This window comes from Nitrobacter vulgaris, from assembly GCF_031453995.1.
Classification (GTDB): domain Bacteria; phylum Pseudomonadota; class Alphaproteobacteria; order Rhizobiales; family Xanthobacteraceae; genus Nitrobacter; species Nitrobacter vulgaris.
Map to the genome: position 1 here is coordinate 1 of NZ_JAVDPZ010000039.1, position 18,353 is coordinate 18,353.

An 18,353-nucleotide genomic window follows, 5' to 3' on the forward strand; every position below is an offset into this window, starting at 1 on the left:
TGGTGCCGCATCCCAGACACCATCAGCGATAAAATGATGCAACCGGTCGTAGTCGCCCGGCGCCAGCCGCGCCGCCATCGGTTGGACGCTCTTTCGATCGCCCGGTCCAATTAGCCCCGAAACATACAGCGGACACATCCGCCGCCGGGCCTTGTGACCTAAACGATCCAGAAATGGCTTAAGCCAGCGTCCAAGCTCGTCTTCCCACCTCGACGTCGTCTCAACCATGGTCAGCTCTCCAAAAAGCCGACCACCCATGAATCATTGAAAACGTGATTCGAGAATCCTGTTGAGACGATCCATCTAATAAATCTGCCAAAGTAGTGCTAGTCGAGGGTTCGTTTGCGGGACATCCCAGCTCCGGCGCGGGGATGAACGTTCCTGATCCTCCGATCGGGACGATCCGCGTGTCGTTGGAGATCACGTGTCCGCCTTCTCAAATGGCCGCGAGCATCAACGCGCCAAACATCAGCGCCAGCAGGAGAAGGGAGATGCTTGCCGCAGGCCATTGGCAAAGAGTCTCGTTGCCCTTTTCGACGAGAGTGCCAAAGGCAAGGCAGCCGCGTCGGAATGGACCGACAACTGTCGCGAGGGTGTTCCGGGCGGTCGACGACCCGAGTGCATGCGGCCAGGGGCTGAGGAGGATCGCCAGGATCGCGCCTCCCAGGACAGGGAAAAGCAATTTGGAAAGCGTCCCGAGGCTTGGGAGGTATGATCCTATGTCGTGCGGGATCGGTAGATATGGCCCCCAAGGCACGAGGCCCGACAATAGCGAGCAAAGCGCCAGGACAAGCGGCGCCGCGTCCCGAATGAGCGGCGTGGGGCCAGCCAAGGCGATCGGCTTGTCCGAGGGAGCGAGCGCGTAAGCCAGAACCAGCACGACATAGGCGGCCGTAAACATCCCCCCCGTCTGGAGCACGATTTCCCACCACCACTGGCCGTTGCCCGCGGCAGACCGGAGTAGTAGGTCCTTCGCAAGGGACGCGCCGCTCGGCGGTACGCCCATCAGCGCAATGCCGCTCAGCGCGAAGGTCAGAACACTCAGGGGCAGAGCCCTTGCCGCGCCGCGCAGCCCCATGATGCGATCGTGGCCGAGCGATGCGTAGATCGATCCGACGGCCATGAACATCGCGGCCTTCGCGGTGGCGTGAGAGAAGGCCTGAAGCAGACCGCCAGCCAGGGCGCCACCATTCTGAAAACGGCCGGCGGCATCGAACGCGAGCGGAAACATCAGGAAGAGATACCCGATCTGGGCCAGGGTCGAATAAGCGATCAGGAGCTTGAGGCGTTCCTGCCGCAGCGCCACGACGCTCCCGAACACGATCGCAGCGGCTCCCAGCGCGGCGAGCAACTGTGTGGCGGCGAAGCCAGGCAGGCCAGGCATAACGTTGAACCAGATCCGAACGGCGATGAAGAAAGATCCTTTCACCACTAGGCCGGACAGGATCGCACTGGCGGCCGCCGGCGCGCCGGCGTGGGCAGGCGGCAACCAAAGGTGCAACGGGAATAGCGCGGTCTTGGCCAGAAGACCCGTGGTCATTAACGCGGCTGCGACGAGCAAGATCGGCTCTGCGCTGACGCGACGCGACAACAGCACGATATCGAGCGTGCCGTAGAGACCATAGATGAGTGCCGTGCCCATCAAGTAGAGAACCGAGCCTAGCAACGCGAAGAGCAGATACCGCATCGCGGCGCGCAGCGTCTCGGCGCGGCCGTCGAGTGAAACCAGCGGCACCGCGGCGAATGTCAACAGTTCCAGGGCAACGTAGAGTGTGAAGAGGTCTCCAGCCAGGAAGATCGTGTTCAGCGCCGCCCAGATCGCCAGCAGCAAGATCCAGAACGCGAATGGCGTGCGGGCTTGGGTCGAAGCTGGTGAGAAATCGGGAGCAGCAAAGACAGCGACCCCTGAGATTACGACTGCGGTCGCAGCGAGCATCACTGCCGACAATCCGTCCGCACGCAGCGCTACTCCGAGTGGCGGCGGCCAGGCGCCGAGCAGATAAACGAGGGGGCCGTTGCTCTGCGGAAGCGCGAAGAGGATTGCCATTGCAATCGCCGACGCGAGCGGGACAATCCCGCAGGCGACCAGCTTGACGTAGCGGTCGCCCAAAACGAAGGCCAGCAAGACGCCTGCGATCGGGACGATGATCGACAGCACCAGCAGGAAACCGCTCGTGGTCGTCATGGCGTCAAGCGCAGGGGCGGGAGGCAGCATCAGCCACCGGACGGGTCGGAGCCTCGCCCGGCGAGGCGCCAATGCGTAACGTCGTGGAGCCTGTTGTTTGGAACAACCGCAGCAGCAGCGCGATCGCCAAAGCGGTTGCGGAAAACGCGACGACGACGCCCGTGATCACCAGGGCCTGCGGTACCGGGTCGCTGCCGATGCTCGCCGCAGCACCCCGTCGTCCAACGATGCCGAACAGAAGGAATACGCCGCTGCCGAGCAGATTGAAGGCGATGATCTTGCGAAGTGGCTGCGGATTGGTGATCAGGCCATAGAGCCCAAGTCCGACCGCGGCTGCGGCACACAATCCGAACACGGTCACTGCGCTCATGGCTTCGCATTCCGTTCCGGCGCGCCAGCAAGCAGCAGGCCGAGGGTTGCTGCGATCGTCAGGATCATCGCGACCTCGATTCCAAGGATCAGTGGCTTGGCCATCGACGGCGGATAAGAAAGGAATGCGGTGCCGAACCAGAGTCCCCCAAGGCCGACGACCAGGAACAGGCTTGGCCCGGCAATAAGGATGAACCGTAGCCATCGGCGGCTTACAGGTGGCGTGTCGATTAGCCCGGCCATGATGACCAGCAGCCACATGGACGCGAGAATCGCGCCACCCTGGAAAGCTCCGCCGGGATGGTTGGCACCGGTCCAGAAGATATGGATTCCGACGACAATGCCGACCGGCGGTAACAGGCGCGCGAGAAACGCGAGGATGCCACGCGGATCCGCCTGGTGACGCGGCCCAGGATGGCCTCCCCAGGCGATGTCAGGTGCAAGCGACCAGACGCCGATGATGGCCAGCAAGAGCACGACTTTCTCGAGCATGGTATCCATGGCGCGAAACGCCATCAGCACGTTGGTGACAGGGTTGGTCAGACTCGTCGCCCAGGAATTAGCTAGAGCGGTTGGCGCAAGCGTTGGAGCGGGATCGGGTAGGAGCAGGACCGCTCCGGCCAGCGCAGCGGCCGTGAGCCCCGATAACACAGCCGCGCTCACGCGCAGCAGTTTGCCCGGCGCTTCCCCTGCCACCAGGTCGGCATTCCGCAACCGGGCGGCCGCGCCCAACAGCAATACGCCGCCGAGCCCTCCGCCGATCGCGGCCTCAGTCAGCGCCACGTCGACGGCTTCAAGCCGTACCCAGATCAGTGCGACCAGCAGTCCGTAAGTGACGAAACCCACCGTCGCCGAAAAGGTCTCGCGCACGGCGATGGTCCAGATGCCGAGCCCCAGCACCACCGCGGCGAGCAGGATCTCGAAGATGGTCGTGATGCTCATCTGTGCGATTCGCCTTGGCGCGCAGCGCGCGCGATCAGCTGCGAGACCGTCGCACCCGCGAGCAGCACGAGTAACCAGATGCTGACCAGTTTCAACCCGTCGCGAACACTCCCTGCCTGCGGTAGCAACCCGAGCACAACGAGGCCAAGGCCGAGATTATCCGCTTTGGTAAGCGCGTGGAGACGCGTCAGCGTATCGGGAAAGCGAAGCAGGCCGATTGTGCCGGCCAAAAAGAAGAACGCGCCCGCCGTCACCGCCGCCACCGTCATCATGTCGAGTACGACGCTCATTCATCCTCCGTCGATGCGGCGCCATCGGCTTCGAAGCGGGAGAGCCCCTTCTTAACGAACGCGATGGATGCGAAGGTGGCGAGAAGCGCCAAGGTCAGCGCTACGTCGATTGCCGCCGGTACGGCGGTGATGGTGCCGAGCAGCAGCAACGTTGCAATACCTCCGGTCCCGATCAGTTGCGTCGCCATCATGCGGTCAGCATCTCCCGGCCCGCGCAGAATCGACACCAGCCCGAGCGCCAGCAAGGCCAGAATGAAGCCGACCGCGGCAGTCAGGAACTCAGTCATTGTAGAGCGCTCGAACCAAGGCCGCTTCCTCCGCAGCAAGCTCTGCAGCCACGGGCTGTTCAACGTCGAGGCAGTGATAGATGAGCTGTCCGTCCTCATCTCCGGCCGGAACCGTGCCGGGCAGCAGGCTGGTAAGCGTTGTAAATACGTTGCGGCGCATGCCACGCGGCAGGCTGGTTGGATAGCCGACAAATCCCGGGCGCAGGGGCAGCCGGGGATCGAGGGCGCGCCTTGCCACGTCCGCTCCGGCCACGATGGAATGGTACAGGAAGAGCACTGCCAGTTGGAAGATGGCGCCAAGCGAGCGCCGCGATGTGCCGGGCTCGAGCAGTCGCAAGCTCGTCCAGGTCGCGGCGGTGACCGCGACGATCGCGGCAGGAATGTCTGCAGGATCAGCTCCCGCAAGCACGAGCCAGAGGCAGAGGAACCATGCCGCTCGGAAAGCCGCGTGTAACCCCATGCGTCTTCAGCTCCATTTCCGGCGTCTCGGTGATCGCGTCGACCCAGTGGTCTCAGCACTCGGCGTCAAAGTTACGTCGAGTGACCTCGCGACCTTAACACCAGCCTGGGTCAATATCCCATCTGGACCTTTGCCCACTATGCGCCATCGATTGGAAGGAGGGATATCAGGTGATTGCCTGATCAAGCCTCAGGAATTTCCTAGACCCTGATGCCTTGCGGGTGCGCGTCAGCGTCCGATGACCTGCGTCCCGCGGCTGACCACGATTGCATCCGGTGCCATCGGTAGATTTACCAATGGGCGAGGTCGTTCATTTCGGGAAGACTACCGGCAAACTGCCGCGGAAAGTACCGCGGATGCCGTCGGGCCTCGGGAGACCGCATGGCATGTTTCCGGAACCGGAAGGGCTCATCATGGTTACGCGCGGCGCTCGAACGATCCCCTACCAAATCCCGACGATGGCACTCGTGGTAGCAACATGTGCGTTGACGCTGGGAGCCTGCGGGAGAGAAGAGGCTAAGAATGACACACCCGCTCCGCGAATAGTGCGCACGTCGACCGTGGAAAAGCGCAAGGTCACGACACCCCTGACGTTTTCCGGACGGATCGAAGCTGAGGATGAAGTGAACATTGCATTCCGAATCTCCGGGCGGCTGCTGAACAACGAGACCAAGATTGGCGACAGGGTCAAAGCAGGCCAGGTGCTGGCGCGATTGGAGCCGCAGAACGAGCTGAATGGGCTCCGTCAGGCCCAGGCAGCTCTTGCTGCGGCCCAGGGGCAATTGACGCAGGCGCGCAATCACTTCAACCGTCAGGAGACGCTCCTGGCGCAGGGCTGGACAACGCGTGCCAATTTCGATGTTGCGACCCAGGCGCAGCAAACCGCGCAATCGCAGGTTGACGCGGCGGAAGCGCAACTAAGTGCCGCGCATGATCTCGTTAGCTTCACCGAACTGACGGCCGATGCGCCCGGCGTGATAACCGCAACCGGCCCGGGGGCTGGCGAGGTGGTCCAGGTCGGGCAGATGATTGCGAGGATCGCGCGGCAAGACGGCCGCGATGCGGTCTTCGACGTCCCCTCTCAATTGGTCAGGTCGGCATCCGCCGATCCGGAGGTCGAAGTCAGCCTGGCTGATGATCCGACAATAAACGCGAAAGGGCGCATTCGGGAGATCGCCGCGCAGGCCAACGCCATGACGCGGACCTTCGAGGTCAGGGTCGGTCTAACTGACCCCCCGCCGGCGATGCGGCTGGGCGCGACGGTCGTCGGGCGAGTGAGCACGAGTGCGGGGCCGATGATCGATATTCCATCGTCCGCCCTGACCAGGATGAACCAGCGCCCCGCAGTATGGATCGTCGATCCGGCTACCAATACCGTCGCGGTGCGCAACGTGGACGTGCTTCGGTTCGATGAAGCTCAAGTGGTCATTTCTCAGGGGCTTGATACCGGTGAGATCGTCGTCACCGCCGGCGTCCAGGCGCTTCATCCGGGTCAGAAGGTCCGCGTTCTCGGGTCAGAGCAATGAACAGAATCAATCTTTCTGATTGGGCGCTGAAGCACCGCTCGCTTGTCGTCTACATGATGATCATCGCGGTGGTTGCCGGTGCGCTGTCCTATTTCAAGCTGGGCCGCAACGAGGATCCCGCCTTCATCATCAAGACCATGGTCGTCCAGGCCGCCTGGCCCGGCGCATCCGTGGAAGACACCATGAAGCAGGTGACAGAGCGTCTCGAACGTCGCCTGCAGGAGACACCGCATCTCGACTTCCTGCGAAGCTTCACGAGAGCGGGGATCTCGACCGTCTTCGTGAATCTGAACGGGAGCGCAAACGCGAAAGAGGTCGCCGACACCTGGTACCACGTGCGCAAGTCGATCGGTGACATGCGTCATACGCTACCCGCCGGTGTGATCGGGCCCGGGTTCAATGACGAATTCGGCGATACATTCGGCATCATCTACGGCTTTACCAGCGACGGATTTTCCCAGCGTGAGCTGCGCGACCAGGTCGAGGATATCCGCTCAAAGCTGCTTCTCGTGCCTGACGTATCGAAGATCGAGCTCTTGGGCGAGCAGGACGAGGTGATCTTCGTCGAGTACTCTACCAAAGAGCTTGCGGCCCTCGGAGTCGATCGGTCCGCCCTCATTGCGGCGCTCCAGTCGCAAAACATCGTGCGTCCTGCGGGAACGATCGAGACGAGTGCGGAAAGCATCTCGATTCGTGTGTCGGGCAGCTTCCAGTCCGAGCATGACATAGCCGACATCAACTTCTCCGCGGGCGGGCGCATGCTTCGCTTGAGCGATATTGCGCGGGTGCGGCGCGGATACACCGACCCGCCCCATCCGATGTTTCGGGTCAACGGTAAGTCGGCAATAGGGCTCGCAATCGCCATGCGAGATGGCGGGGATGTCCTTGCGCTTGGTGCCAACGTCACAAAGGCAATGGCGCAGATCACTGCAGAGCTCCCGATCGGAATCGAGCCAAGCCTGGTCGCGGACCAGCCCGTCGTGGTCGACCACGCCATCCGCGAGTTCATGGTCTCGCTGATTCAGGCGATCGCCATCATTATGGTCGTGAGCTTCATCAGCCTCGGCGTGCGACCGGGCTTGATCATCGCGCTCGCCATACCGTTCACGCTGGCGATCGTGTTTCCGATCATGGGCCTGCTCAGCATCGACATGCAGCGAATATCGCTTGGCGCGCTGATCATTGCGCTTGCATTGCTGGTCGACGATGCGATGACGACGACCGACGCGACGCTCACCAAACTGGCGGAGGGCGCCAGCAAGATCGAGGCGGCAACCTTCGCGTACAGGACCCATGCGATGGCGATGCTCGCGGGCACGCTGGTGACGATCGCGGGCTTCATCCCGGTGGGCTTTGCGGCAAGCTCGGCCGGCGAATACACATTCTCGCTCTTCGCCGTGGTTACGATCGCGCTGCTGGTGTCCTGGTTCGTTGCGGTCATCTTCACGCCACTGCTTGGCGCTGCGATCCTCGTTCCGCCCAAGCAGAGCAGGTCGGCGGATCAGGGCAGGATCTTCGGTATGTACCGGAGCTTCCTGACGTTCGCGATGCGCGCCAAGTGGCTGACGATCGCGATGTCGGTGGCGCTCTTCGTTGCCTCCGTCCTCGCGATGCCATTGATCCCGCGGCAGTTCTTTCCGTCGTCGGATCGTCCGGAACTGCTGGTCGATGTCAGCCTGCCGCAGAACGCTTCGATCTACGCGAGCGAGGCTGCCGCGAAGCGCCTGGATGCCGTGCTTGCGGCCGATCCCGATGTGGCGCGATGGAGCACTTATGTCGGACGCGGCGCCATTCGCTTCTATCTGCCCCTCAACGTCCAGCTCCCGAACGACTTCTTCACGCAGACCGTGGTGATCGCGAAGGACGTTGCCGCACGGGAACGCTTGCATTCCAAGCTCGAAAAGCTGCTGGCGCAGGAATTCCCTAAGGCCATTGCGTTCGTTTCGCCGCTCGAGCTTGGACCACCGGTTGGATGGCCGATCCAGTATCGGGTCAGTGGGCCCGACGTGGAACGGATACGCGAGATTGCGCTCAAGGTTGGACAGATCGTTGCGTCCAGTCCGGACACCAAGCAGATGAATTTCGACTGGATGGAGCCCGATCGGCAGGTGCGGATCCGCGTCGACCAGAACGAAGCGCGTCTTCTCGGTCTCAGCTCGCAGGCGATCGCGACCGTCCTGAACGCAGTCATCACGGGCACACCCATCACCCAGGTCCGCGACGATATCTATCTGGTCAACGTGGTGGCGCGCGCGACCGACGAGCAGAGGGTTTCGCTTGATGGCCTACGCAATCTGCAAGTGGCGTTGCCAGGCGGACAAACCGTTCCTCTCAGCCAGTTTGCTTCCTTTGAATATGACCAGGAGTTCCCACTCATCTGGCGGCGGGACCGCATCCCGACCCTGACGGTCCAGGCTGCGATCATCGGCGACAAGTTGCCGGAAAGCATCGTCACGTCGTTGTCGCCGGCGATCGAGAACTTCAAGAAGACGCTGCCTCAGCCCTACAACGTGGTCGTGGGCGGCACGGTTGAGGAGAGCCAGAAGTCGCAGGCATCCGTGCTAGCCGTGGTGCCCGTGATGCTGTTCGTCATGTTTACGGTCCTCATGGTGCAGCTCCAGAGCTTTCCGAGACTGTTCATGGTTCTGAGCGTGGCGCCGCTCGGCCTAATCGGTGTCGTTGCAGCGTTGATGCTGTCCGGCAGGCCACTAGGCTTTGTCGCGATTCTCGGTGTGCTCGCGCTTCTCGGCATGATCAGCAAGAACGCGGTTATTCTAATCGGTCAGATCGACGCCGAACGCACCATGGGCAAGTCGCCGTGGGAGGCAGCGGTTGACGCCAGCAGCTCCCGGTTTCGGCCGATCATGTTGACCGCCGTATCGACCGTGCTTGGCATGATTCCAATCGCGCCGACGGTGTTCTGGGGACCGATGGCATTCGCGATCATGGGCGGCTTGCTGGTTGCAACGGTCCTGACGCTCGTGTTCTTGCCGACGCTTTATGTCGCGTGGTTCGGCGCGCCCGAGAGGACCGACAATCCCGCATCGCGCAAACCGCAGGAAGGATGAGCACCAGCGCGTGCGCCTCGCACTGGAAAGACTCGGTATCCAAACTGTGGACCGCCTGCACGTTGTGATCGCGCAGTCGGTGAGGGATTTGTAGGGAGCAGCCAAGGCGGAGACAGAGATGACCAAGCGTAAGACGAAGAAGGAGGCTTCCGAAAACCCGGTTGCGGCAGAACCGTTGGTGTCGGCGGCGCGACCCGAATCGGCGCAGAAGCTCTCCCGCGATGCGTATGAAAAAACGCTGAAGCTCCTTCAGGGCGAGTTGGTGAAGCTTCAGAATTGGGTGAGGAAGAGCGGCGAGCGCATCGTGGTGGTGTTCGAGGGCCGCGACGCTGCCGGCAAGGGCGGCGTCATCAAGGCGCTGACCGAGCGCGTGAGCCCGCGGACATTTTGCGTAGTAGCTCTGCCCGCGCCGACCGAGCGGGAGAAGAGCGAGATCTATCTCCAGCGTTATATTCGGCATTTCCCCGCAGCCGGCGAGATCACGATCTTTGACCGCAGCTGGTATAATCGGGCGGGTGTCGAGCGGGTGTTGGGCTTCTGCACAGACGAGCAGTATGAGCGCTTTTTGCGCATATGCCCCGCCTGGGAGCGTGACTTCGTTGAATCCGGTTTGCGTCTCGTCAAATATTGGCTGGAGGTCGGCCCGGACGAGCAGACGAAACGCTTCAAGGCACGCGTCACTGATCCGAGAAAGACCTGGAAGCTCAGCCCTATGGATCTCGAATCCCACAGGCGATGGTACGATTATTCGCGCGCCCGCGATGCGATGTTCGCGGCCACCGACACGCCGCAAGCCCGCTGGCATGTGGTGGACGCCGACGACAAGCGCCGTGCGCGGCTCAATATTATCGCGCACTTTCTCAGCCTTATGCCTTACGAGGAGATGGAGCTCGGGAAGGTCAGGCTGCCAAAGCGGCAGAAGTCAAATGGATACGACGAGCCCGACCTCAGCCGCATGAAGATCAAGAAGAAATTCTGAAGAGGAGCCTTTGCGAGTCAGTACCATATTTGACCCCTTTTTTCCCGGAGACTTCTAGGAGTCATCAGCCATGTCCGGTATCGACGATCTCATCCCGAGTGCGACGCAAATTCGGAAGGAAGCTGCCCTCAAAGAGGCCAAAAAGGCAGTAGAACGCTCGCCGTGCGACCGCCTCGAAGGCTTTGCCCTGGTTCGTGGTGCCCGCCGACAGCAAATGATTCACGCGTCTCGTCGTTGCCACCGCCGTCGAGGTCGTGGACGATCTCAACCTCGAATACCCCAACGTCTCGCCGGAGTAGATGAAGGATTTTGCCGTGGCGCGGATGGAACTCAAGCAACAAAAATAGGCGCGGTCCATCCATGTTGACCGCGATTGCCATTCTTGGGGGTGTCGGACTGTTCCTGCTCGGCATGACTGTCATGACCGATGGATTGAAGGCGCTGGCAGGATCCTCCTTGCGAACCGTGCTTGGCAAAGCGGCGGCTACACCGCTCTCGGGCGCCTTCTGGGGCGGAATCATAACCCTGCTGGTGCAGTCGTCGAGCGCGGTGACCATGACGACGATCGGTCTCGTCAACGCCGGGCTGCTGACCTTCCCGCAAGGGCTTGGCCTGGTGTTCGGCGCCAATGTCGGCACAACCGGCACGGGCTGGCTGGTGGCACTGATCGGTGTGCGCGTCTCGCTTTCGGCCTACGCGCTGCCGTTGATCTTCGTCGGCGCTCTGACCAAGCTGCTGGCCAGCGGACGGATCGCGTCGGCAGGCAGCGCGCTCGCAGGCTTCGCACTGGTGCTTTATGGACTGACCACACTCCAGCAGGGCATGGGCGGCCTTGCAGAGAGCCTGCACCCGTCCGACCTCCCGGCAGTGATCGGCATGCCGGGGATCAGTTGGGCGGCCGGTTGGGGAGGCCTTTTCATCCTGATCGTTGTCGGCCTCGCCATGACAGCGGTCATGCAGTCCTCCACGGCAGCCATCGCCGTCACCATCGCGGCCTTCTACGCCGGGGCGGTGAGCCTGGAACAGGGCATCGCTCTGATCATCGGGCAGAACATCGGAACGGCGACGAGTTCGGCTATGGCCGCGCTCGGCGCGAACGTGACGGCCAAACGTCTCGCCCTCGCTTATGTGCTGTTCAAGCTCATCGCGGCACTTATCGCAATCCTCGCCTTCCCGCTGACGGTGGCGTTGATGACGCGCTTTAACTCGTCTGTCGATGGGACGACGCTCCTTGCCGCCTACCACACCGCCTACAACGTCGTCGGCGTTGCGGTGCTGCTCCCCGCAACGCAGTGGTTTACGCGCGTCGTGGAACGGCTCTTGCCGTCGAAGGAAACCGCGCTGGAGTGCGCGCTGGATCCGAGCGCGCTCTCCAATCCGGTGATCGCCGTCGAGACCGCCCGGCGCGTCGTGGCGGATATCCTTGGGACAACGGCCGCTTCGGCCGCCTCCGGCGGAACCCCGCAGGGTATCGCGGCGGCGGCCGCCACGCTTGAGCAGGTTCGGGAATTCCTTTCGGGTATGAACGATCCGCCCCAGACGGAAGCCGAGCGGCACCGCATGACGAGCACCTTGCACGCGCTCGAGCACGCCTCGCGGCTTATCGAGATTCTCGGGGACAGCGAGCCCGCAGGGACAGGGCCTAGAGCCTCGCATGATCCGCGCGCGACCGCGCTTTGCAAGCAGGCAATGCGGGCCACGCAGACGATAAGCGCATCCATCACCGCCGAATCCGCTCTCACCGTGCAGGCAGAGCCGATCGGATGGGCGGCGTCGGCCGAGGTCGCCGCAGCTCTTGCCGAGGCCGAAAAGGCGTCGACCGCGCTTGACGCCATGCAGCGCGATCACCGCGCCGCCACCCTCGCCGCCGTGGCGCCGGGCGAACTGACCGCAACCGAAGCCTTCACCCGGATTGACGCCGCGCGCCGGATCGACCGGATCGTACACCACGCCTGGCGCTCGGCGTCACATCTTCTCGGCCGTGCCGGCCCTCGAGCGAAGGCAACGGCCTGAGCCGCGCGAGGCTTCCACACCAGAACACATCGCAACCGGAGAAAACCAGCATGCACTCAGGCGATGTCACGTTTTTAGGGACAGCATCGATGCCGTGGCACGCGATGCCGGCCGAGGAGGTCGAAAGGCAACTGCGTGTCGACCGCGCGCTTGGCCTTGATGCGGCCGAGACAGCCGTACGGAGCCAAGGGCCGAACCGCCTGCCTCAAGGCAAAAAACAGGGACCGCTGATGCGGCTCCTCGCCCAGTTCAACAACATCCTCATCTATGTCCTGCTCGCAGCGGGCTTCGTGAAGCTCATGCTGAGTCTGTGGCTCGACGCTTCCATCATCCTCGCGGTCGTCATTCTCAATGGGCTCCTGGGTTTCCTGCAGGAGGGACGGGCGGAAAGGGCGCTCGATTCCATCCGCAACATGCTCTCCGCTGAGGCCCGCGTGGTGCGCGCCGGAGAAACCCGCGTGATCCCGGCGGAGGATCTCGTTCCGGGCGATGTCGTGCTTCTGGAATCGGGCGACAGGATTCCGGCGGACATGCGCCTTCTCGACGCCAAGAATCTTCGCACGGAGGAAGCGGCGCTGACGGGCGAATCCGTTCCTGCCGAGAAGGTCACCACACCGGTCGCCGCCAAGGCGACCGTCGGGGATCGCGAGAACATGGCGTTCTCCGGCACCATGGTCGTGTCGGGCCGAGGGACCGGCATCGTCGTGGCGACGGGCGGCGAGACGGAGCTCGGCCGCATCAACCAGATGCTCGCAGACGTGCAGGTGCTCGAAACGCCCCTGCTGCGTCAGATCAAGAAATTCGGCTACGTCATCACCGCAGCTATCGCCGTTGTTGGCGTTCTGCTCTTCGCCTGGGGCCATTGGCTCGGTCATAAGACCTTCGTCGAGCTGTTCCAGGCCGTCGTCGGCATTGCCGTTTCGATGATCCCGGAGGGGCTGCCGGCGCTGATTACTATCACGCTCGCCATTGGCGTACAGCGCATGGCCGAACGCAACGCCATCATCCGTCGTCTTCCGGCGGTCGAAACCCTCGGGTCAGTCTCCCGTATCTGCTCGGACAAGACGGGTACGCTGACGCTGATGGAGATGATGGTGACCTCCGTAGTCACGGCAGGCGAAGCCTATGAAGTCACTGGAGATGGCTACGCGCCCGAGGGTGAGGTCAAGGCGAACGGTCAGCCGGTCGACGACACACCCGAGACGCTGGTGTTGATGGGCCGCGTATCGCTGCTGTGCAACGATGCCGAAATTTTCCAGGACGACGGCAAGTGGAAGGTCGAGGGCGACCCGACCGAGGGCGCGCTCTATCCCTTCGCCGCCAAGCTCGGCATGGACCGTGCGGCGGAAACCGCTGCTGCGCCACGGATCGACGGGATTCCCTTCGAATCCGAACATAAGTTCATGGCCACCTTCAACCGGGGGGCCGGCGGCGAGATGCTGCTCGTGAAGGGCGCGCCGGAGGTGATCCTCGATCACTGCGACCGGCAGCAGACGGCGGACGCTCTGGAGCCCCTCGACCGCGGCCGTTTCATGCGGGAGGGCGATCGGCTTGCCGCGCAGGGCGAGCGCGTGCTGGGGCTCGCCTGGCTGCCCGCCCCCGCCCTGGCCGCAGGCAACCTCAAGGCTGAGGACCTTCCCAGAAATCTAATCCTGCTGGCCTCGTGGGACTGATGGATCCGCCGCGCAAGGAGGCGATCGACGCCGTCAGGGAATGTCACGGCGGCGGCATACGGGTGACGATGATCACCGGCGACCATAAGATCACCGCGGCAGCCATCGCGAAAATGCTCGGCATCGGCGATGGCACGACCGCTGTTGCTGGCACCGAGATCGAGGCCATGAACGATGCGGCCTTGCAGGAGTGTGTGCGCGACGTGGACGTCTTCGCCCGTGCAAGCCCGGAGCACAAGCTACGGCTTGTGAAGGCGATCCAGGCCAACCGACAGATCGTCGCCATGACCGGTGACGGCGTGAATGATGCTCCGGCGCTCAAGAAGGCAGATATCGGCGTGGCCATGGGCATCAAGGGCACCGAGGTAACGAAGGAAGCTGCTGGGATGATTCTCGCCGACGATAATTTCGCCTCGATCTCGGCGGCAGTGAAGGAGGGTCGCACCGTCTACAACAATATCGAGAAGGCGATGCTTTTCCTGCTGCCGACCAATGTCGCCCAGGGCGCGGTGATCGCGGTCGCGATTCTGTTTGCCTTTACCTTGCCGATCACCGCCCCGCAGGTGCTGTGGGTGAACATGGTCACATCCGTCGCCCTCGGACTCGCCATTTCCTTCGAGCCGCATGAGGCGGACGTGATGTTGCGGACCCCGCGCACAATGGATCGGCCGATTGTCACCGGATTCGGGATATGGCGGATTCTTTTCGTTGGCGCGGCGCTCGTGCTCTATACGCTCGCGGCGTTCTTCTGGATGAAGGCGCAGGGCGCCTCTGATCCGTTGGCGCGCACGGTCGCCGTCAACGCCATCACGATGGGGCAGATCTTTTACCTGCTCAACAGCCGCTATTTGCTCGACTCTTCCCTGTCGGTGCGCGCCCATATGGGCAATCCCTATCTTTGGTACGGAATTGGCGTGGTCGTGGTGCTGCAGCTTCTGTTCACCTATGCGCCGCCGTTTCACGCAATCTTCGACACCGAAGCGCTGCCACAGTCCGCCTGGCTTTGGCTGGTTACCGGGGGAATCGTCTTTTTCCTCGTGGTGGAGATCGAGAAGTTCATTGTCAGATCCAGTCCCGCGCTAAGAAAAGCCGCAACGTCTCGTTGACGCATCCCGCAGGCACCTCGCTCGGCAACTTGACGCCGAGCGAGTTCGTACGACTGTGATTTTTCGTGGAATTAGGGGCTCTGACGCATTCTCGCTGCGGCCCAGCATCTGCCGGACGAATTTCAAATATATGACTGGTCGTCAGAGGTTGCAGAGACAGTGGAGGGTTTCCGTTTAGCTTGATCGACCTCAGGTCAAGCTTCATCGTGAATCTGCGATTCCGATCATGATGCAGCAATATTCGATCCACAAGACGGGAAAGCAGTATGTCGTGCAGGCCAAAGGTAAAGACCTCTTGATCTGCGAAAGCCGCCGCGAGGCTGAGCATATCATTTCCGGCGTGGCTACTACCGCTGAAACAAGTGTATCTCAGGCTCGGCCTTTAACAGCCTGGATGGTCATCGAGTTGCAACCTCAACTGGGGTTGCTGCCAATGCCGACGTTCTCGTCAAGGTAGTCTTGGATATCAAGCTGATGTTGGACATTGAGAAGGCGCTCACGGATGCTCTCGATTTCGGAAAGCTTCGAAATCCGCGACCGGTTCAAGATCAGATATTGACCCTATCCGACGAGGCGGACGCTGTCGGTGCCGTCAGGCGAATCCAGGCGGGCTTTCGCGGCCTCAAGGTGGTGAAGTAGCAACGGATCAGCACGACAAAGTCCGCCCGCTGCCGGCTGGGTCGTTATGTGTCGCCTAAATTTGGTCTGATCCGCCACGTATCGTCCAGCTCGGACAGGTTAGCAATCCCCTTTGTCCCACCCCAAAACCGTCGGCGAATCTCCGCGCCGACGGTTTTTGCTTTGGCTGATACGCACTGGGCCCTGAAATCCCCAGCGATAATGAGACGATCGAACCCGTGAAAAGGTTCAAGGCCACACACGCAAGCGCACGAGGCCGTAGCAAAAGACAATGGTATTGCATTGCGCGTTGTCAAACTGCGACAACGTAGCGGCCGGCACAGCGGCTCCTTGTTGAGGTCAGATATGATTGCTATGATCGTAGCAGGATTTCCGAGTGCGGAGCGGCACCATGTACACTCACATTCTCATTTCCACTGACGGCTCCGAACTGGCGCAGAAAGGTGTTGACCATGGCTTGTCGCTGGCCGACGAAAACGGCAGCAAGGTTACAATCATCACTGTGACGGAGCCATTTCCAGTTCCTTCCATCAGCGCAAGCGGATGGGGTATGGCGGGAATGGACCCGGATCGGCTTAAAGATGCCAACACACGGCATGCACAAGCTATCCTTTCCGCAGCGAAAGCGGCGGCGGAAGAAATGGGACTGACGGTCGAGACACTCCATATCCCGAATGCCTTACCGGCCGCAGCTATCGTTGACGCGGCGAAGATGCAGGGGTGCGACCTGATCGTCATGGCCTCCCATGGTTACCGTGGGATCAAGAGGGTCCTTTTGGGCAGCCAGACTGCCGAGGTTGTTGCTACTGCGCATATTCCGGTTCTTGTGGTCCACTAGATCGGCGGCCGGCGACGCACACCCCGCCGATTTCGACGGGGTGCGCAGGTTCGCTACGACCGGGCCAGTGCCACTTTCCGTTTTTCGCGAAGCCGGGTGGCAGTCACCGACCCGGTGGCCTAAGCTGGATGCGTTTGTTTTGACGATTGATCACTGGCTTGATGAGGACATGAAGGTACCGCGCAAGCAGCGCCCTTTCGGTACGACGAAAGGCACCTTACGAGGTTCTCCGTGCACGACAATCATCGACGAGCGGATGTCTCATAAGTGCGACGTCATTATCACACTTGATATCGAACGATTTAATGCCATCTGGAAGTGCTGACTGAAGCATCCAGCGTATCGTGAGGGAGAGAGCATCGCTATTTAAGGGGAAGCAATTGCGCAATTTCTTGCTGTGGTTCTTCCGAAATCGTGAAACGGGCGAGGTCACGATCGTCCAAGCGCCCAATCTCGCTTTGTGGGTGGTCATCGTAGCGGGCGTTCTGCTTTGGATTTGGCCTGAACCTGGCAGCCCACGCTTTGCTTTAGAAATTGTCTTTAGGGGTGGTCTCATCGTTTGGGCAATCGATGAGATTGTCCGCGGGGTAAACCCCTGGCGGCGCTGTCTCGGAGCGGCCGTGTTGATTTATGAGCTCACGACCATTCTATGATCGGTCGTCCGAATGAATTGCAGCCCGCGGTTATCGCGCGTCCAGGGCTTGAGCGACATCCGCGATCAGATCGTCCGGATGCTCGATGCCGATCGAGAGCCGGATTGTGGAATCGAGAATCCCTATCCTCTGCCGGACGTCGGCCGGTACGCCGGAGTGCGTCATGCTCGCGGGCAGGCTTGCGAGCGACTCCGTGCCGCCGAGGCTGACGGCGAGTTTGAAAATCTGCAACGCATTGAGAAATCTGAACGCGGCGGCCTTGCCGCCCACGATGTCGAATGAGAACGTGGAGCCGGCGCCAGTGCATTGCTGCTTATAGAGCCGGCCGGCCGACGAGTTCTCGTCGAGGTGACCGAGGTAGTGTACTTTGGCTACCCCGGCGTGGTCGCGCAGGTAGTCCGCGACGAGCCGCGCGTTCGAGTCGGCTTTCACCATCCGGATGCTCAGTGTCTCCAGTGATCGGCTGAGCATCCAGCAGGAGTGCGCTTCCAACTGTGTGCCGATGGCTCCACGCAAAGCCTTCACGTCCTTGATGACGGTCTTCGAGCCGAGTGCGGCGCCTGCGATGAGGTCAGAATGGCCGCCGACGTATTTGGTCAAGGAGTACAGGGAGATGTCCGCGCCGTGTTCAATGGGCCGCTGAAAAACCGGGCCAAGCAGCGTGTTGTCGCAGGCGACGAGCGGCGTATGACCCTGCGCCTGACCGATCATATCGGCGATGCGACGCACCATAGCGATGTCGACCAGGCCGTTCGTTGGATTCGCAGGCGTCTCGATGAAGATCATGGCTACCCGACCTTTGCGCATGGCATCCTCCGCCGCCGCGCTGACCGAGGCTTCGTCGACCCCATCGGCGAACCCAACCGCGCCGATGGACAAACCCGCAAGCGTCTTGGCGAAGAGGGTCTCGGTCCCGCCATAAAGCGGTTGGGAATGAAGGACCACGTCGCCCGGACGCACGAACGCGAGAATGGTGGTCGCTATCGCGGACATGCCGGATGAAAACAGCGCGCACTTGTCGGCGCCCTCGTAGATAGAGAGCCTGTCTTCGACGATTTCGCTGTTGGGATGGTTGAAGCGCGAATAGACCAAGCCTGCGCCACTTCCCTCGGGCGGCTCGCGACGTCCGGAGACGTAATCGAAGAAGTCCTGTCCGTCCTCGGCGGTCCTGAAGACGAAGGTCGACGTCAGGAAGACGGGGGGCTTGACGGAGCCTTCCGATAATTGCGGATCGTACCCGTAGTTCAGCATCAGCGTTTCCGGATGCAGCTGATGGTTGCCGATGTGGGTCTTCGAAGGAAAGGGCTTTACCATGGACCGTCTCG

Annotated in this window: 19 protein-coding genes; 10 read left to right on the plus strand and 9 right to left on the minus strand. The window is 61.7% G+C overall.

Annotation, left to right across the window (positions count from 1 at the left end; genetic code table 11):
- The 7 genes from GGQ85_RS17600 to GGQ85_RS17630 form a co-directional block, all read right to left on the minus strand.
- Positions 1-228: transposase (locus GGQ85_RS17600; protein WP_309775629.1), on the minus strand; the 228-nt coding region annotated here is incomplete at its 3' end.
- A gap of 208 nt (positions 229-436) precedes the next feature.
- A complete protein-coding gene (locus GGQ85_RS17605; RefSeq protein WP_309775631.1) occupies positions 437-2,215 on the minus strand; it encodes a complex I subunit 5 family protein in 1,779 nt (592 codons plus the stop codon).
- Entirely contained in the window at positions 2,190-2,555 is a 366-nt protein-coding gene (locus GGQ85_RS17610) for an NADH-quinone oxidoreductase subunit K (RefSeq protein WP_079447946.1), read from the minus strand. The genes GGQ85_RS17605 and GGQ85_RS17610 overlap by 26 nt, the downstream gene beginning before the upstream one ends.
- The gene (locus tag GGQ85_RS17615; RefSeq protein ID WP_309775632.1) at positions 2,552-3,496 is read right to left on the minus strand and encodes an MnhB domain-containing protein; all 945 of its coding nucleotides are present in this window, start codon (positions 3,494-3,496) and stop codon (positions 2,552-2,554) included. Before GGQ85_RS17615 ends, GGQ85_RS17610 begins: the two co-directional genes overlap by 4 nt.
- On the minus strand, positions 3,493-3,786 hold the full coding sequence (locus tag GGQ85_RS17620) for a monovalent cation/H(+) antiporter subunit G (RefSeq protein WP_079447944.1): 294 nt from the start codon (positions 3,784-3,786) through the stop codon (positions 3,493-3,495). The genes GGQ85_RS17615 and GGQ85_RS17620 overlap by 4 nt, the downstream gene beginning before the upstream one ends.
- Entirely contained in the window at positions 3,783-4,073 is a 291-nt protein-coding gene (locus tag GGQ85_RS17625; protein ID WP_309775633.1) for an MrpF/PhaF family protein, read from the minus strand. The genes GGQ85_RS17620 and GGQ85_RS17625 overlap by 4 nt, the downstream gene beginning before the upstream one ends.
- Positions 4,066-4,533, minus strand: a complete 468-nt coding sequence (locus GGQ85_RS17630; protein ID WP_309775634.1) for a Na+/H+ antiporter subunit E — start codon at positions 4,531-4,533, stop codon at positions 4,066-4,068. Before GGQ85_RS17630 ends, GGQ85_RS17625 begins: the two co-directional genes overlap by 8 nt.
- A gap of 386 nt (positions 4,534-4,919) precedes the next feature.
- Here GGQ85_RS17630 and GGQ85_RS17635 point away from each other — a divergent pair, with 386 nt between their 5' ends.
- From GGQ85_RS17635 to ppk2, 3 genes are all read left to right on the plus strand, one after another.
- Positions 4,920-6,059, plus strand: coding sequence for an efflux RND transporter periplasmic adaptor subunit (locus GGQ85_RS17635; protein WP_309775635.1), 1,140 nt, complete (start codon positions 4,920-4,922; stop codon positions 6,057-6,059).
- Positions 6,056-9,127: an efflux RND transporter permease subunit gene (locus GGQ85_RS17640; RefSeq protein WP_309775636.1), complete on the plus strand. Its 3,072-nt coding sequence runs from the start codon at positions 6,056-6,058 to the stop codon at positions 9,125-9,127. Before GGQ85_RS17635 ends, GGQ85_RS17640 begins: the two co-directional genes overlap by 4 nt.
- A 118-nt stretch (positions 9,128-9,245) precedes the next feature.
- A complete protein-coding gene (ppk2, locus tag GGQ85_RS17645; protein ID WP_079447940.1) occupies positions 9,246-10,106 on the plus strand; it encodes a polyphosphate kinase 2 in 861 nt (286 codons plus the stop codon).
- Positions 10,107-10,170: 64 nt separating this feature from the next.
- On the opposite strand, the gene GGQ85_RS17650 is transcribed toward ppk2, so the two are convergent.
- Complete coding sequence (locus GGQ85_RS17650; protein ID WP_309775637.1) at positions 10,171-10,464, minus strand: hypothetical protein; 294 nt, start codon at positions 10,462-10,464, stop codon at positions 10,171-10,173.
- A gap of 2 nt (positions 10,465-10,466) precedes the next feature.
- Here GGQ85_RS17650 and GGQ85_RS17655 point away from each other — a divergent pair, with 2 nt between their 5' ends.
- The 7 genes from GGQ85_RS17655 (at position 10,467) to GGQ85_RS17685 (ending at position 17,028) form a co-directional block, all read left to right on the plus strand.
- Positions 10,467-12,119: a Na/Pi cotransporter family protein gene (locus GGQ85_RS17655; RefSeq protein ID WP_309775638.1), complete on the plus strand. Its 1,653-nt coding sequence runs from the start codon at positions 10,467-10,469 to the stop codon at positions 12,117-12,119.
- Positions 12,120-12,208: 89 nt separating this feature from the next.
- Complete coding sequence (locus GGQ85_RS17660) at positions 12,209-13,792, plus strand: cation-translocating P-type ATPase (RefSeq protein ID WP_309775639.1); 1,584 nt, start codon at positions 12,209-12,211, stop codon at positions 13,790-13,792.
- On the plus strand, positions 13,792-14,898 hold the full coding sequence (locus GGQ85_RS17665) for an HAD-IC family P-type ATPase (protein WP_309775640.1): 1,107 nt from the start codon (positions 13,792-13,794) through the stop codon (positions 14,896-14,898). Before GGQ85_RS17660 ends, GGQ85_RS17665 begins: the two co-directional genes overlap by 1 nt.
- A 226-nt stretch (positions 14,899-15,124) precedes the next feature.
- Positions 15,125-15,355: a hypothetical protein gene (locus GGQ85_RS17670; protein ID WP_309775641.1), complete on the plus strand. Its 231-nt coding sequence runs from the start codon at positions 15,125-15,127 to the stop codon at positions 15,353-15,355.
- 17 nt (positions 15,356-15,372) lie between these two features.
- A complete protein-coding gene (locus GGQ85_RS17675; protein ID WP_309775642.1) occupies positions 15,373-15,537 on the plus strand; it encodes a hypothetical protein in 165 nt (54 codons plus the stop codon).
- A gap of 391 nt (positions 15,538-15,928) precedes the next feature.
- Complete coding sequence (locus GGQ85_RS17680; RefSeq protein ID WP_309775643.1) at positions 15,929-16,375, plus strand: universal stress protein; 447 nt, start codon at positions 15,929-15,931, stop codon at positions 16,373-16,375.
- A gap of 380 nt (positions 16,376-16,755) precedes the next feature.
- A complete protein-coding gene (locus GGQ85_RS17685) occupies positions 16,756-17,028 on the plus strand; it encodes a hypothetical protein (protein WP_309775644.1) in 273 nt (90 codons plus the stop codon).
- Between the two features lie 30 nt (positions 17,029-17,058).
- Here GGQ85_RS17685 and GGQ85_RS17690 read toward each other — a convergent pair whose 3' ends face one another.
- A complete protein-coding gene (locus GGQ85_RS17690; protein ID WP_309775645.1) occupies positions 17,059-18,342 on the minus strand; it encodes a cystathionine gamma-synthase family protein in 1,284 nt (427 codons plus the stop codon).
- Between the last annotated feature and the right edge of the window lie 11 nt (positions 18,343-18,353).